Here is a 14,986-nt window from a genome sequence, read left to right on the forward strand (position 1 = left end):
ATTTCTTCAAAGGTGCCGGTGGCCGCCAGCAAGGCCAGCGTGATCATCGAACGTTCACGCAGGGTAATCGCCTCGGACGCCCATACAGTGCCCCATGCCGCTTCGGTGATAAGCGACTGAAAGCTCGCATCAAAGTCGGTTTTGGCAGCCTCGGCACGATCCACATGCGCATCACCCAATACGGACCGGCGCACGCGCATGCCTTTTTCAAAGCGGTCAGTCATCGTTTCAGTATCCCTTTCTGGCGCGTGGATAGGCAGCACAGGCCTTGCCGTAAATGTCACACGTGCGATAACGCATCTTTGTTACCATACCGCACAACAGGATAGCCATGATAGTCACCGCGCGCGATACGATGACCGGACTGGCCAAGGGATTGGCAGTGATCAGGAAATCAGCAGCTTGTTATTCCGCGCCAGTGTTGACATCAAATCAGAAAACGGCGCGTTTACAATGGCAAAGCGCGTCGGTCGGGCCGCGTCCTGCACGCAATGTCGCGAATGAGATCCAGTATCAGCGCCTGACCCTGCGTCGGCATCCACCCTACGCGGGATGTGAGCCCGATCATCCGGCCAGCCCAACTGCTGCGCACATCCAGCCGGGCCAGCAAACCCTTGGCAACTTCCGCTTCAGCCTGTGCGCTTGAGATGCAGCCAAGGTGATTGCTGATCAGCAAAAGTTCGCGCATCAGCAGGATCGACCCGGTTTCGATGACAGAAGGTGGCAGCGTGCCTTCGGCAAAGCTTGAATCGAATTGCTGGCGCGCAGGCGTGCCATCCCTTGCCACCACCCATTGGTAATTCACGAGGTCAGCCAGACGCAGGTCCGGCGTGCTGGCCAGCGGGTGATCGGGGCGGGCGAGGATTGACAGCCCGTCATTAAATAGCGGCTCTTGCACCACATCGCGGATTGGCAGTGGATCACGCAAGGCACCCAGCATCGCGTCAATGTCACCGCGGCGCAGGCCACCCAACAGTTCGTCATACAGCCCATCTATCACGGTGATCTTCTGGGTAGGGCGCAGGATACGAAACTGGGCGAGCGCCTGCGGCAGGATGATCGATTGGGACAATGGCAATGCACCCAGGACGATGCGGCCACCCTCGCCACCGTCCAGCTCGGTGATTTCTGCGCTGGCCTGACCAATCTCGACAAAGGCAAGGCGGGCAGCAAGGCAAAGATCGCTGGCCTGCCGTGTCGCCAGCAACCCGTATGATGTGCGCTTGAACAACAGGCGCTTGGATTCCTGTTCAAGCCGCGCAAGTGCGCGGTGCACGGTCGGCTGCGCAAGGCCAAGACGCCGCGCAGCAAGCGTCACATTCTCGACCTCATGCACCGCAATCAGCGCGTCCAACTGCGCCGTCGTCACGGTCAAGGGCATCCGTGGCGAAAGTTCTCTGAGTGCCGGATCAAGATAGGCGAAAGCTCTTTTGAGTCGCGCGCGCAGAATCTCGCCGCATGGTGTCGGAAACAGCCCTTGTGGCGTCCGGTCGAACAGGGGCAGCCCCAAACCTTGTTCCAGCTTTTTAAGGGCTTGCGTCACCGCAGGTTGGGAAACATGCGACAACGCGGCGGCGCGTGTCACTGATGCGGTCTGTGCAATTGCAAGAAAGATGCGCAGGTGGCGCAGGTTACGATAGATCACAGCAGGGCCGGATATCTGATGCCACGCTCATGGTGCGACTGGAGTGGGGGTTGCTGCGCCAGCTTGCGCCAACGTCGGGCGTGGCCGTCCAAAGCTGATGAAAACGCATGGTTTGGCAGTCGCCGGCGTGGAGGTCATGAACTCTTTTCCGCGTTGTGCATAATGTGCCGTTCTTATCATCTCGGTGCGATCTGCAATAGCGAATACTTATAACGTCTCACGCACTTTGGAATTGAAAGGCGGTGTTTCTTCGTGGGATCAATCATGCATATCCAGCAAAGGAAGCCGCAATGCCCGCGAACAAAAGCGCACTTGTCATTTCTGCCCATGCGGCTGATTTCGTCTGGCGATGCGGTGGGGCAATCGCGTTGCATGCCGAAATGGGCTATGACGTGACAGTTCTCTGCCTGTCCTTCGGAGAGCGTGGCGAAAGCGCCAAGCTGTGGAAGGATGAAGGTATGACGCTGGACCGCGTCAAGGACGTGCGCCGAAAAGAGGCGGAGGTGGCAGCCAACAAGCTTGGCGTGCATGACCTCGTCTGCCTTGATCTGGGCGATTACCCTCTCGAATTTACGCGCGAGAACAAGATGAAGATGGTGGACGTGATCAGAAAGGTGCAACCGGCCTTTATGCTCAGCCATTCACGATACGACCCCTACAATACAGACCACATGAATACGACACAGGCGGCGCTGGAATGCAGGATGATCGCACAGGCCTGGGGGCATAATCCGGGGGAAAAGGTGCTGGGCGCGCCGCAAATGTATCTGTTTGAGCCGCACCAGACCGAGCAGATGGGCTGGAAGCCCGACACCTTCCTCGACATTACCCCGGTCTGGGACAAAAAGCGCGCGGCGATCGAGGCGATGCAAGGGCAGGAACACCTGTGGGAATATTACACCCGCGTCGCGATCAACCGAGCAAACCACTTCAAACGCAACTCTGGCGGTATGTCCGGCGGGCGTGACTGCAAATATGCCGAAGGGTTCGAGTCGATCTTTCCACGCACTGTTGATGAACTTTAGGCGCCATCGCCCGTCGCGTGACGCGGCTTGAACGCGCCTTCCACCTGTGTCGGGATCATCACGGTGGTGGTCGCGCCTTGTCAGACGGGTCTGGGATTGCAGGTTTTCGCCACTGAAACAGGAGGACTGAAAATGGCTGTCGTCAAACAGAACATCGAAAGGGCGGACGCCGGCGTAATCGCGGCACTTGGGAAAGCGGGTGTCGCAACGGTGCACGAGGCGCAGGGGCGTAGTGGATGCCTCGCCGCGAACATGCGCCCAATTTATGAGGGCGCGCAGATCGCCGGATCTGCAGTCACCATCAGCGCTCCGCCCGGCGACAACTGGATGCTTCATGTCGCGATCGAGCAGCTGCAAGAGGGTGATATCCTTGTTCTTGCGCCAACCTCGCCCTGCAATAACGGCTATTTCGGTGATCTGCTGGCAACCTCCGCGATGGCACGCGGGTGCAGGGGATTGGTCATCGATGCCGGGGTGCGCGATATTCGCGACCTTGCTGCAATGGGCTTTCCCGTCTGGTCCAGCGCGATCAGTGCGCAGGGCACCGTCAAAGAGACCCTGGGTTCGGTGAATGTGCCCATCGTTTGCGCGGGCCAGACCATCATGGCGGGCGACGTGATCGTGGCGGATGATGACGGCGTGGTCGTCGTGGCCTATGCCGAGGCGGCGGAGGTCTTGGAAAAGGCCAAGGCCCGCCTCGACGCTGAAGAAGTCAAGCGGCAGAGGCTGGCGTCAGGGGAACTCGGGCTTGATATTTACGACATGCGGGCGCGGCTGCAGGAGAAAGGCTTGCGGTATGTCTAAGGACGAAATCGACGGCATTTCCTGCCTGTGGATGCGAGGCGGAACGTCCAAGGGCGCATATTTTCTGAGAGAAGACCTGCCCGCAGGGTCACAGGAACGGGATGCACTGTTGTTGCGGATCATGGGATCGCCTGATCCGCGCCAGATTGACGGGATTGGCGGTGCCGATCCGCTGGCATCCAAGGTTGCTGTCCTGTCCGCTTCGACGCGGCCCGACGCGGATGTGGACTATCTCTTTCTTCAGGTCTACGTCGACAAGTCAATCGTGAGCGACGCGCAGGGTTGTGGCAATATCCTTGCGGGTGTCGGCCCTGCGGCAATCGAACGTGGTCTTGTCGCGGTCGCGGGCGACGAAACCCCGGTCCGTATTCACATGCTCAACACCGGGCAGGTGGCTACCGCCCGGATCGCGACCCCGGGCGGGCACGTCAGTTATGCAGGCGCTGCGTCGATTGACGGCGTTCCAGGCGCGCATGCGGCCGTTCCGCTGATGTTTGAAGATACCGCCGGAGCGATGTGCGGCGCGCTTTTGCCGACCGGGAACGCGGTAGACGTGATTAACGGCATCGCCTGCACGCTGATTGACAACGGCATGCCCTGTGTGATCCTGCGCGCAAGCGACGTTGATGTGACAGGGACCGAAAGCCGCGACGACCTTGATGCAAACGCCGATTTGAAAAAGAAGCTGGAGGCGATCCGCCTGATCGCCGGGCCAATGATGAACCTTGGCGACGTGACAGACAAAAGCGTGCCAAAGATGACGCTGGTCGCACCGCCGCAGGCAGGCGGCACGATTAACACGCGCTCTTTCATCCCGCACCGCTGCCACGCGACCATCGGCGTCTTTGCCGCCGTCAGTGTTGTCACCGCCTGCACCTTGCCAAGCTCTGCGGCAAGCGCGGTCGCGCAACTGCCCGATGACGGGATCTGCATGGTGGAACATCCGACCGGGCGCACTGAAATCCTGATAGAGCGGGACGACAAAGGCCGCGTGATCCGCGCCGGAACGCTGCGCACGGCGCGCAAGCTTTTCGACGGACGTGTTTTTCCGGCACCAAGACTGAGACCATCTGCGGGAACCGGGGTAAGCGGATCGAATTCAGGTCATTAGAGCGCGCTTTGTTCGCCCGACCCTTACTTGGTCTGTTGTCCGGCACCCTCGCCCGCTGTCGGGAATAGTGAAGGAACGATCATGCGCGCCTATCGAATCAACTTTGCAGGATTAAGGCACGTCTTGCTGATTTATGCAGGCGCGCTTGGGTGTGGGGCCATTGGGAACTGGCTGAATTTACCCCTTCCATGGATGATTGGCGCGATGGCTTTTGCAACAGCGGTGCGCCTGTCCAACCTGCCTGTGAATGTACCCGCAGTGACACGGCCCATCGGTCAGACGATTGTCGCGTCTTCAGTGGGGTTATCGTTCACGCCGACGGCAGTTGCAGCTTTATCCAGCTTGTTCATTCCGATGATCAGCGGGGCAGTCCTGACAATCGTCGCTGGTTTCGCTGTAGCGGCCCTTTTGATGCGCATGGCAAAAGTTGACGTCATCACAGCAACATTGTCGTCCATCCCGATGGGACCGGTGGAAAGTGCAAACCTCGCCAATCGCCACGGTGTTGCGCCGGGACCGGTCATATTTGCGCAGACGTTGCGCATTATGATTCTTGTGATCTTTATCCCCCCCGCCTTGGTCGCCCTGTCCGACAATATCCAAGATCCGATTGCTATTCTGCGCGCAATGCCTTGGACGCCAGCGGGTGCCATTCTTTTATGCTGTTGCGGCGTGGCGGGGGCGTTCACCGCGCTGACGGTCAGGCTTGGAAATCCGTTTTTTGTCGGGTCTATCGGCGGTTCCGCCGTCGCTGCCGCGCTCAGCCTTCCTGTGACGGCATATCCCTACCCCGTTTTGGTGGTCGCCCAGGTCTTTCTGGGGGTCTGGCTCGGGGCCGCGTTTGATCGTGACCTGATCAGGCGGGCCGGCAGCTTTATACCAGCGGCGGTGGCCTCTTCACTCGTCATGGTAGCGCTTTGCGTGGGTATGGGCCTTGGGCTTTCGTGGATCACGGGCCAGCCTTGGACAGTCATGGTTCTGTCAACTGCGCCCGGCAGTGTCACGGAAATGGCCCTGACCGCAAAAATATTGCAAGAAGGGATCGCGGTTGTGACTGCATTTCACTTGGTCAGGATATTCATTATCCTGCCGACGGCACCGCTGATTATCAATATGACCGCACGTCTGGCGACCCTATGGGGGCTACATCCTAAGCGATGACAGCCCCTTTGGTGTTGTTCTTCTCCATCAACTCGCTGATCAGTCCAGTGCTTTTGGCTGTCGCCAGAAATGCGTTCAATGCCGCTGTCAAACGCGGATCACGCCCTGCGGGCAGCCCCATGGCCTGCGCGATGACCATGAAACGTTCAGGCAACAAGCGCAGGCCCGGCACGCGGCGCTGATCGGCTTCCAGCTGCTGACGGATTCCGGCCGCAACCTCAAACCCCTCGCGCAGGCAGAAATCGACCACCTCCTGCGAGGTCTTCACACGTTCCAGCGAGGCGTGGGCAATCGTACGGCTGAGATAAAGGTCATAGGCGCTGCCTTTGCCCACCGCGATGCGGATACCGGACTGATCGACCTGATCCAGCGTTCGGATCGGGGACGCGTCGGGAACCAGATACCATCCCTCGATCAGCACCCAAGGGTTGGTAAAGGTGACCGTTGCAGCACGGGCGGGATCGACCGCGAAAAAGCCCAGATCCGCCTTACCGTCAGAAACCAGCCCGACTGAGGCAGAGGCATTCGGCACCGTCAGCAAATCCAGCGGCAGGCCGCGTGCCGCGGCAAAGGCGCGCGCCAGGTCGACCGAAACACCGGCAGGCTCTGGATCGTCGCTTGGCCGCGTCAGGATCGCATTGCCTGTGTTGATCACCACACGCAGCGTGCCAGTAGGCGCCAAAAGCGCATTCAGATTGTCACTGTTCATTCCATCTCTCCCGCTTGTGTTGTCTCGATGGCCGCCACGATCTTCGCGGCGAACGCCGAGGTTCCCAGCGGCCCACCCATATCGCCCGTGCGCCACTGCGGTACCGCAATGACTGTGGCGACCGCCTGTTCAATCATCCTCGCTGCGGTATGCAGGCGCGGATCGGCGCGACGCCCGCCAAGCCAGCGCAGCAGCATGGCGGTCGAATTGATCAGCGATGCCGGGTTTGCCCTGTCCTGCCCCGCAAGTGTGGGCGCCGACCCGTGTTGCGCCTGCGCCATCGCGTGATCCGCCCCCGCATTCAGCGAGGCCGCAAGACCAATGCTGCCCGCAATCTCGGTCGCTTGATCAGACAGGATGTCGCCGAACATATTGGTCGTCACAATCGTATCGAATGCCGACGCGTCGCGCACCAGAAGCGCCGCCATCGCATCGACCAGTATTTCCTCTACCGCGATGTCGGGATATGCCTTGGCCACCTCACGCGTGCAGGCCAGAAACAGCCCGTCGCTGATGCGCAGCACATTCGCCTTGTGAACAACAGTCAACTTGCCACCGCGCTGGCGGGCGATGCGAAACGCAGCCTCGGCGATGCGGGTAGAGCCTTCACGCGTCACTTTGCGCATGGCAATGGCGACGTCCTGAGTGGGCATGAACTCTCCGGTTCCGGCAAACATCGTGCGGTCGGCATAGAACCCTTCGGTGTTTTCGCGCACGATCACCAGGTCGACCGGGACGCCGCAGCGCGCTGGAAAATCGGGATGTGACAGGGCGGGACGAATATTGGCGAAAAGGTCCAGATGCTTGCGCAGAAATCCCGACGGGTTGATGCCGCCCTCGGATTCCGGGGGATAATCATTGTGCGATACCGGACCAAGGATGACACCATCTGCAGCACGCGCCTGATCAAGCAGTTTGTCAGGAACGGTCGTGCCAAATGTCGCTAGCGGCTTCAACCCGACCTCGGCGCGCGTCAGGTCAAACGGCAAATCAAGACGGCGTTGCACCGCATCCAGCACATCCAGCGTGGCACGGATGATTTCGGGGCTGATGCCGTCGCCATCAAGCACCAGCAACGAAACGGGGGCGTGATCGTCAGTACGCATATTCGGCGTTCCTGTTTAATCGGGTTTCCATATATCGCCTATCAGCTGTCCGGTCTGCGTCAGGCAGTCGTTCCACCGCGGATCACAGACGCCACATTTTCGCACCATCCGCATTAGTGGGGCAACGCCACGCCGACGCGGGCCGCTTCCTCTGCCAGCAGGCGTAAATCGTCGCCATCGATGCGGATGCCCTCGCGGCGACGCGTCTCCGTGGCGCGGGCCTCGATTTCGCCGGGCATCATGATTTCGTCGACACCGGCGGCAAGCGGCTGGTCCTTGGCGCGGCGGATCAGGTCAGTCATCCGCTCCTCGTACGCGCCGGGTTCTAGAAAGACGTCGGGGCGGAAAGCCATAAAGACATGGCCCACATCCTGCGGCGCGTCAAAATCGGTATATTGGTTGCGCACATTGCCGCCGAATGCCGAGCCGGACATGACCCCCGCGATGATTTCCATCATCAACGACAGCCCGGACCCTTTCGCACCAGCCAGCGGCAACACGACACCTTCGTATCCTTTCTGCGCGTCGGTGGTCGGGTTGCCATCCGCGTCCAGCGCCCAGCCAACCGGAATGGGTTCGCCCCGCGCAGCGGCGCGGCGGACCTTGCCGCGGGCAACGACCGACAGTGCCATATCCAGCACCACGGGCCGTTCACCGGCTGGCGCGGCAAAGGCGAATGGACTGGTGCCCAGAAAAGGCGACCGCCCGCCCCAGATCGGCATGGCCCGCGATGCATTGGTAAAGACAAAGGCAGCCATACCGCTGTCCGTGGCCTGTAACAGATAATTCGCCGCCATCCCGAAATGCGTCGAACGGCGCACGGCGCACATGCCCATCCCGTGATTGCGTGCCATATCGACCGCCTCGGCCATCGCGCGGGTCGCCGCCACAAAGCCAAGCGCATCATCCGCATCCAGACGCGCCGCTACTGAAAGCGGCCGTTCCATCACCATTTGCGGCTGCGCTTTGACAAGGCCGCGACGCAAGCGATCAAGATAGATCGGGACACGCGAAACCCCGTGCGAAACGACGCCGCGCAGGTCGGCCAGCACAAGACATTCGGCCACCCGGCGGGCATCCCCTTCGGGGACGTCATGGGCAACAAACATCGCAGCGACAGCAGAGGTCAGCGCAGCTTCGGTAAAAATTGCACTTTGCTCTGGCATCACTAAGATCCTCCCCTATCCGTGGATAGTGATATTCTTTTTAAGCTTAAAAATACAATAGTGAAACCGGCCCGCCCCTGTGATATCGTAAAGGTCCAGTTCAGAAAGCACCGCTATTGTCCACGTCGCCGCCTTCGCGCAACCGTATCAGCCCACGCCTTGCCGCCGATATCGCCGCGCTGATCGAGTCTGAATCCCTGCCCAAAGGGGCGCATTTGCGCACGGCTGACCTTGCGCGGCGGTTTGCGGTATCCCGCTGGCCGGTCGAACAGGCGCTACGGGAGCTGGCCAAAACGGGCCGCATCCGCCACGCCCCGAACCGCGGTTTCTTTGTGTGCCAAGATGCTGCCGCGACGCCAGAACCGCCCCTTGATCCGGTCCATATCGCCTATCTAAAGCTGGCGCGTCTTCTGGTGGCGCAGACCATCGGGCAGCAGATCACAGAGCAGGAAATCCGCGACAGGTTCGCCCTGACCAAACGTCAGACCGCCGACCTGATGGGCCGGTTGATCCGCGAAGGGATTGCCGAAAAGCGGGCGGGTTATGGCTGGAACATCAATACTGACCTGACCGCGCCCGATGCGCTGGCGCATACAACGCAGATGCGGCTGATCCTCGAACCGGCGGCGCTGCGGCTGCCATCCTATCACCTGCCCGCCGAGGTGATCGCGCGGCTGCGCCGTGTAGAATATGACCTGCTGGATGGCACGATTGACCGGGTTCCGCCCGATACGCTATATCTTCATGGTGCCGAGTTCCACGAGATGGTGATGACAGGCGCGCGCAACCCCTTTATGTTACAGGCGCTGGTGCGGGTGAACCGGGTCAGGCGATTGCTGTCCTACAGCGCAATGGATGACCGCAATCGTTATTACCGCCAGGCGCGCGAACATCTGCAGATTCTTGACCTCATTGAAGCGGGCGACCACGAAGCGGCTGCCCATCAGATGGAGACCCATCTGCGCAAGGTCCGCCACAGCCTTTCGGCACTTGGCTTGATCCCCGCGCAGGACATGACTAGCGCAGGCACATCATGCTGACGGCAGCGGTAGAAAAGCCGCTGAATACCCCAAGAAAGTGACGTTATTACAAATTGATAGGAGCCTGAGTCGTGAACGATCTACGCCACGAATTTGCGCCGACTGGTTGCTGCGGGTCGCCCTGAATTTTGGCAACCGGCTGCTGGCCGGGCGTGACCCCGCAGGGCAACCTGTCGGTATCAGTGTCGATATCGCCAATGCCCTGGCAAAACACATGTCGCTCGGCCTGACATTCGTTGGCTATCATCGCGCCAAGGATGTCGCTGATACAGCGCAATCGGACGCTTGGGATGTCTGTTTTCTGGCCGTTGATCCAGAGCGCGCCAAAACTCTGGCTTTCTCAGCCCCCTATATCCAGATTGACGGCAGCTACCTTGCCGGCCCGCGCTGCGATGTTGCCGATGGGGCCGCGCTGATCGGCGCGGGGCTGCCTATCGGGACAGTCGCGGGCAGCGCGTACGGACTTGCGCTGGAACGGCAGCTTGATCAGGCAAATCTGGTGATCTTTGACGATATGCGGGACGCTCTTGCTGCGCTGGATGATGGCACCATCGCAGCGATGTCAGGGATCAGATCTGTCATGCAACGCGAGGCAAACAACCGCCCCGGCGCACGCGTCTTGCACCCGCCTTTCATGCAGATCAAGCAGGCAATGGCCGTGCCAATCAATCGCCCGAACGCGCATGCGGCGCTGGTCGCTTTCCTGGGGGATTTGTCGGCAAGTGGTGCGATTGCAGCAATATGTGAACGCCACGGAATGGACCCCGGCTGCGCCCTGCCCTGCGCGGATGCCCTATAAACCGGTCAAGCCCGCGTAGATCAGATGTATCGATAAAAGGAGCAGAACTGCGTCCAGACAAAAGCGAAAGCGCCGGTCATCAATCCGGTTCAGAAACCGGCTGCCAATCAGCGACCCAAGCAGGCCCGCAACGCTCATCACGACGATGAACGGCAGCCAGGGTGCAAACGCAAAGCCAAGCAAGCCAAAGACAAACGTCTTTAGTCCATGCTGCACCGTCATCAGCGCCGCATGGGTCGACACATGTGCATGCCGCCCAAGCTCTTGCGCCTTAGTAAAGGCAGCCACGAACAAACCCGTCGCACCAAAAAACATCGTCAGAAAACTGGATACTGCGCCTACCGCCAGTGGCCAGCGCCGTAACCCCGTCGGGGTCTTGCCCAGCACCGACCATGCGACAAATGCACCGATGCTGATCTGCACCCAAGCAGGCGGCAGGCTGACAACGACCATGCCACCCAGCACCGCCCCAAAGACAGAGCCGACAACAAACGCAGGCAGCGCGGGCCAAAACACATGACGAAACACGATCACCACGCGCCCTAAATTCGAACTTAGCTGTATCACGCCATGCGTCGGGATCAGTGCGGCAGGCGGCACCAGCGCCGCCATAATGGCCAGCAATAGCCCGCCACCACCAATTCCGAACACAAATGTAATGAGCGAGGACAGGAAGCTGGCCATAACAAGAATGCCGAACGTCAGCCCGGTCATGCCGTCAGGCATTAAAAATTCCAAGAGGTTCATCTTGCACTTCCATTGATTATGATGACTGCTGTCCCGGCATTTGCCCTGGCACGAACACTGCAGCAGGCAAGCATGCGAAGGGGGCGGACATGAGGGTCGATTATCTGGGGCTGGAGGCATTTCTGGCGATTGCCGAATACGGATCGTTCCAGCGCGCGGCGGATGCGTTGAACCTGACGCAAGCGGCTTTGTCGCACCGGCTGCGCAAAATCGAGGAGGACCTTGGGGCGCCACTGTTGATAAGGTCCAGTCGCGAAGTGTCGTTGACAGAGATCGGTCAGGGGTTGCTTCCCGAAGCACGCAGCCTTTTGACGGCCCTGCATGACGCCTATCATGCGGTGCGCAAGACAGCGCAACGACGAAACCGGCACCTTGGCTTTGCCTGTCTGCCGTCTATCGCCAATTCGGTGCTGCCCATCGTGCTGGACCAGATGGCCGAACGCCATACAGATTTTGCCGCTGAAGTGCATGATATTGCCGCCGCCCGCATTTCCGAAGTGGTGCGCAGCGGTGTTGCTGAATTTGGCGTGACCATCGTTTCGGCAGAACTGCCCGATTTGCGGATGCGCCCGATTGTTGTCGAAGACTATCTGCTGTTCTTGCATCGCAACCACATTCTGGCAGGCCGGGACAGCGTGACGTTGAAAGATCTGGTCGGGCTACGGCTGGCGCGCATCTCGACGCAATCGCGTAACCGGCAACTTCTGGATGTCGCTTTCGGGGACATGCGCGAAGAACTCCGTTGGCATTTCGAAGTGCAATCCGGGCCGCTCGCGCTGAAACTTGTCGATGCTGGCCTCGCCGCGACCATTTTGCCTGCAACCGCCATTTCGATGGCTCCTCCGGGCGTCATCAATGTACCGTTTCAGGATGTCCGCCTGCAACGAACGCTTGGTATCGTTTCACGTCGGGGCGTGCCGTTGTCGCCGCAGGCCACGGAACTGATGGACCTGATAGAGGCAGAGCTACGCGCAAGGTTCCACCATCATATCACTTCGCCGCCTGCAGCTTCGCCCATACCTCAGGATTGATCATATCCGTCGGCTGTCCTGCAGCATACGCATTCACCACCGTGTAAATATCCTGAAATTGGCGGTCCAGTTCTTCTGCCGTCACAAAGCCTATATGCGGCGTTGCGATCACGTTGGGATGGGCGATCAGCGCGTCATTGTCCGGCGTCGCCGGCTCGTTTTCGAACACATCAAGTGCTGCGCGCCCGATGCGCCCTGCCGTCAGGGCAGCAAGCACCGCCCCCTCTGCGATCAAACCCGCACGCGATGTGTTGACCAGAACAGACTCTGGCTTCATCGCCATCAGGTCACTTTGGACAATCTCACCGCGCGTCTCGCGCGTCAGACGCTTATGGATTGAAATGACATCACATTCAGCGAAAAACGCCCGTCGGCTGCTGGCAACGGTACGCCCGTCGGCTTTGGCCCGCTCTTGCCCCGCCTCTGACGCCCAGACCACCACCGGCATCCCGAACGCATCGGCAAATCGAGCAAGCACCTGTGCGATACCACCGTATCCGTAAAGCCCCAGCACCTTGCCTGACACATTGCGCCCCACGGGGGCGGCGCCCTGCCAGTGCCCTGCGCGGACTGATGCGATCTGCTCAGGTAGATAGCGCAGGGCGGCGATGATCTGACCAAATGCCAATTCAGCCGTCGACAGCGACGGACCGTCCTTGGACATGCGTGAACAGAACAAAACACCCGCCTGCGTCAGTGCATCAACCGCGACATGCCCATATTGACCCCGCATCGCGACAAGCTTGGGTCCCGTCAAACGCGCTGCGATATCAGACGTTATCGCGGTCCGGTCTCTGAACAACACTACAACGTCAGCATCCGCAAGACGTTCAGCCAACAAGGCTGGGTCGGTAACATTGTCCTGACAGACGGTCACTTCGTGGTCTTTCAGCATGGCAAAAGACGGCAGGCCACGCAACGTGTCATACCAGTCGTCAAGTATTTGAATTTTCACAGTAATCCCTTCAACGAAATCGGATGTTCGGTGCCAACATGCCCGCCCGGATGTGCCCTGCGCACCACCGGCGAGGCGACGCGGTCCGAGGTCGGGAAATCCCACACTTCCACGCCCCCTCTGGTCGCGAAGTCCTGCAAAAGATCCGGCAGCATCGACAAATCGTTCACCCGGTGCCCTTTGACGCCAAAGCCGCGCGCGAGTTGACCAAAATCGGTCCTGCCAAAGACAGCGCCCGCATCAGACAATCCTTCGTCGCGCAACTTGTGGATTTCAGACCCGTAGGCCCCGTCATTGAGAACGCAGACCAGAATGTTCAACCCGTGCCGACGGCAGGTTTCCAATTCCTGAACATGCATCAGAACCGATCCGTCACCGTCAAAAAGAACCACCGTTTCTTCAGGACGGGCCGCCGCCACACCGATGGCGTAGGACAGGCCGTTGCCGATGGCACCGAATTCACGGATCGTTAGAAACTTTGCGAATGGCCGCTGCATATGTGCGAAAAAGAATGAACAATGCCCAGATGAATTGACCATCTGCCACTCTTGCGGCAGGATCGCGTCCAGACTGGCGACCACCTCTCTTGGGTCAAGCACGTCGGGTTCCACCGGAAAGGTCGCCAGATCGGAAGGCGCGGTCGCAATCGCCGCGCCCAGTTTCGGATTTCGCCAGCCCTTTTTGGCATCGACCAGCGCCAGCAATGCCTCAGCCGCCTGCCCTGCATCAGCGCGCATATGTCCAGATGCGGCCACCATACCTTGGCTTATGGTGCGTGGATGCGTGTCAATCTGGACAATCTCGACACCCGCAAACAGCTTGCCTTTGTCCATATTGTGCTGTGCCAGCCGACACCCGAAGGCCAGCACCAGATCCGCCTTTGCAAATAAGGCGCGCGCCAAAGGTGTGGAAAATCCCCCTGCAATGCCAACGGAATAAGCATCACCATTGAATAATCCGCGGGCTGGCAGTGTCGTCGCAAGAAGTGCGCCAACCCTGTCAGCCAATTGCCGCAAAGCAGGGTCCGCACCTGCCGCCGCCGCGCCAAGACCGCCAAGAATAACGATACGTTCTGCAGCATTTATCCGTGCCGCGATGCGCGACAGATCATCGGGATGCGCAGGCATCGGCGCGATGCGCGGCATGATCGCGTCGGACGGATCCGGCTGTGGCAAGGGCGCATCCAGCAGTTGGGACTGAAGATCAAACGGCACACCCAGAACGACAGGGCACCGGTTTTCTCGCGCCATGACAAACGCGTCACGGATTTCGGTTGTCATGCGGGGGATGTGGTGCAGCGAACGATAGTGTGCTCCCGTCGCCCGGACGAAGGGGGCTTGATCAATTTCCTGATTATACCACCCGGCGCCCAGCGGTGCTTCGCCCGCAAAAATGACAAGCGGTATCCCCGCACGCACCGCGGCAGGCAAGGCAGTCAACACCTGCGTCAACCCCGGCCCGCAGGTCACGGTCGCCACGCCGACCTTGCCCGTTTTACGCGCATAGGCGGTTGCGGCAGCCACCGCACAATGTTCGTGCCGAACATAAATCATCCGCGTCGATTGTTCCGCAAGGGTCGTCGCCCAGTTCATATTCGCGTCGCCCAGAAGGGCAAAACACGTCTCTACCCCCTCCCGGGTAAAACTTTCCGCGAGCGATTCAAACACATGGTGAGCCATCGTCTTTC

The 14,986-nt window shown here is 59.8% G+C and carries 15 protein-coding genes; 7 read left to right on the forward strand and 8 right to left on the reverse strand.

The genetic code is table 11. The features are described from left to right. Both ACK4TM_RS03350 and ACK4TM_RS03355 read right to left on the reverse strand, forming a co-directional pair. Window positions 1–224: carboxymuconolactone decarboxylase family protein (locus ACK4TM_RS03350; protein ID WP_409696705.1), on the reverse strand; the 224-nt coding region annotated here is incomplete at its 3' end. 224 nt (window positions 225–448) lie between these two features. Further along, on the reverse strand, window positions 449–1,645 hold the full coding sequence (locus ACK4TM_RS03355) for a LysR family transcriptional regulator (protein WP_409696707.1): 1,197 nt from the start codon (window positions 1,643–1,645) through the stop codon (window positions 449–451). Window positions 1,646–1,935: 290 nt separating this feature from the next. On the opposite strand from ACK4TM_RS03355, the gene ACK4TM_RS03360 reads away from it, so the two are divergent. The 4 genes from ACK4TM_RS03360 (at window position 1,936) to ACK4TM_RS03375 (ending at window position 5,746) form a co-directional block, all read left to right on the forward strand. Further along, window positions 1,936–2,670, forward strand: a complete 735-nt coding sequence (locus ACK4TM_RS03360) for a PIG-L deacetylase family protein (RefSeq protein WP_409696710.1) — start codon at window positions 1,936–1,938, stop codon at window positions 2,668–2,670. A 132-nt stretch (window positions 2,671–2,802) separates the two neighbouring features. After that, window positions 2,803–3,474, forward strand: a complete 672-nt coding sequence (locus ACK4TM_RS03365) for a 4-carboxy-4-hydroxy-2-oxoadipate aldolase/oxaloacetate decarboxylase (protein ID WP_409696713.1) — start codon at window positions 2,803–2,805, stop codon at window positions 3,472–3,474. Next, window positions 3,467–4,585 carry a 4-oxalomesaconate tautomerase gene (locus tag ACK4TM_RS03370; RefSeq protein ID WP_409696716.1) on the forward strand — a complete coding sequence of 373 codons (1,119 nt, stop codon included), beginning with the start codon at window positions 3,467–3,469 and terminating at the stop codon, window positions 4,583–4,585. Before ACK4TM_RS03365 ends, ACK4TM_RS03370 begins: the two co-directional genes overlap by 8 nt. Before the next feature lie 192 nt (window positions 4,586–4,777). Next, window positions 4,778–5,746, forward strand: a complete 969-nt coding sequence (locus tag ACK4TM_RS03375; protein WP_409696835.1) for an AbrB family transcriptional regulator — start codon at window positions 4,778–4,780, stop codon at window positions 5,744–5,746. Here ACK4TM_RS03375 and ACK4TM_RS03380 read toward each other — a convergent pair. The 3 genes from ACK4TM_RS03380 to ACK4TM_RS03390 form a co-directional block, all read right to left on the reverse strand. Further along, window positions 5,736–6,455 carry a transporter substrate-binding domain-containing protein gene (locus tag ACK4TM_RS03380; protein WP_409696719.1) on the reverse strand — a complete coding sequence of 240 codons (720 nt, stop codon included), beginning with the start codon at window positions 6,453–6,455 and terminating at the stop codon, window positions 5,736–5,738. The two genes, ACK4TM_RS03375 and ACK4TM_RS03380, sit on opposite strands and share 11 nt — an antisense overlap. Next, window positions 6,452–7,561 (reverse strand): isocitrate/isopropylmalate dehydrogenase family protein, encoded by a 1,110-nt coding sequence (locus ACK4TM_RS03385; protein WP_409696722.1) that lies wholly within the window; start codon window positions 7,559–7,561, stop codon window positions 6,452–6,454. Before ACK4TM_RS03385 ends, ACK4TM_RS03380 begins: the two co-directional genes overlap by 4 nt. A gap of 113 nt (window positions 7,562–7,674) precedes the next feature. Further along, window positions 7,675–8,727, reverse strand: coding sequence for an Ldh family oxidoreductase (locus ACK4TM_RS03390; RefSeq protein ID WP_409696725.1), 1,053 nt, complete (start codon window positions 8,725–8,727; stop codon window positions 7,675–7,677). A gap of 116 nt (window positions 8,728–8,843) precedes the next feature. Here ACK4TM_RS03390 and ACK4TM_RS03395 point away from each other — a divergent pair, with 116 nt between their 5' ends. Next, window positions 8,844–9,767, forward strand: a complete 924-nt coding sequence (locus ACK4TM_RS03395) for a GntR family transcriptional regulator (protein ID WP_409696728.1) — start codon at window positions 8,844–8,846, stop codon at window positions 9,765–9,767. A 106-nt stretch (window positions 9,768–9,873) separates the two neighbouring features. Beyond that, window positions 9,874–10,566 carry a transporter substrate-binding domain-containing protein gene (locus ACK4TM_RS03400; RefSeq protein WP_409696731.1) on the forward strand — a complete coding sequence of 231 codons (693 nt, stop codon included), beginning with the start codon at window positions 9,874–9,876 and terminating at the stop codon, window positions 10,564–10,566. Here ACK4TM_RS03400 and ACK4TM_RS03405 read toward each other — a convergent pair. Beyond that, window positions 10,561–11,313 carry a sulfite exporter TauE/SafE family protein gene (locus ACK4TM_RS03405; protein ID WP_409696734.1) on the reverse strand — a complete coding sequence of 251 codons (753 nt, stop codon included), beginning with the start codon at window positions 11,311–11,313 and terminating at the stop codon, window positions 10,561–10,563. The genes ACK4TM_RS03400 and ACK4TM_RS03405 overlap by 6 nt on opposite strands. A gap of 89 nt (window positions 11,314–11,402) precedes the next feature. Between ACK4TM_RS03405 and ACK4TM_RS03410 the strand changes: the two genes are divergently transcribed. Next, complete coding sequence (locus ACK4TM_RS03410) at window positions 11,403–12,344, forward strand: LysR family transcriptional regulator (RefSeq protein ID WP_409696737.1); 942 nt, start codon at window positions 11,403–11,405, stop codon at window positions 12,342–12,344. On the opposite strand, the gene ACK4TM_RS03415 is transcribed toward ACK4TM_RS03410, so the two are convergent. Further along, window positions 12,304–13,299 (reverse strand): NAD(P)-dependent oxidoreductase, encoded by a 996-nt coding sequence (locus ACK4TM_RS03415; RefSeq protein ID WP_409696740.1) that lies wholly within the window; start codon window positions 13,297–13,299, stop codon window positions 12,304–12,306. The two genes, ACK4TM_RS03410 and ACK4TM_RS03415, sit on opposite strands and share 41 nt — an antisense overlap. Further along, a complete protein-coding gene (locus ACK4TM_RS03420) occupies window positions 13,296–14,978 on the reverse strand; it encodes a thiamine pyrophosphate-binding protein (RefSeq protein ID WP_409696743.1) in 1,683 nt (560 codons plus the stop codon). The genes ACK4TM_RS03415 and ACK4TM_RS03420 overlap by 4 nt, the downstream gene beginning before the upstream one ends. Between the last annotated feature and the right edge of the window lie 8 nt (window positions 14,979–14,986).

This window comes from Yoonia sp. (assembly GCF_046292185.1).
Taxonomy (GTDB): Bacteria; Pseudomonadota; Alphaproteobacteria; order Rhodobacterales; family Rhodobacteraceae; genus Yoonia.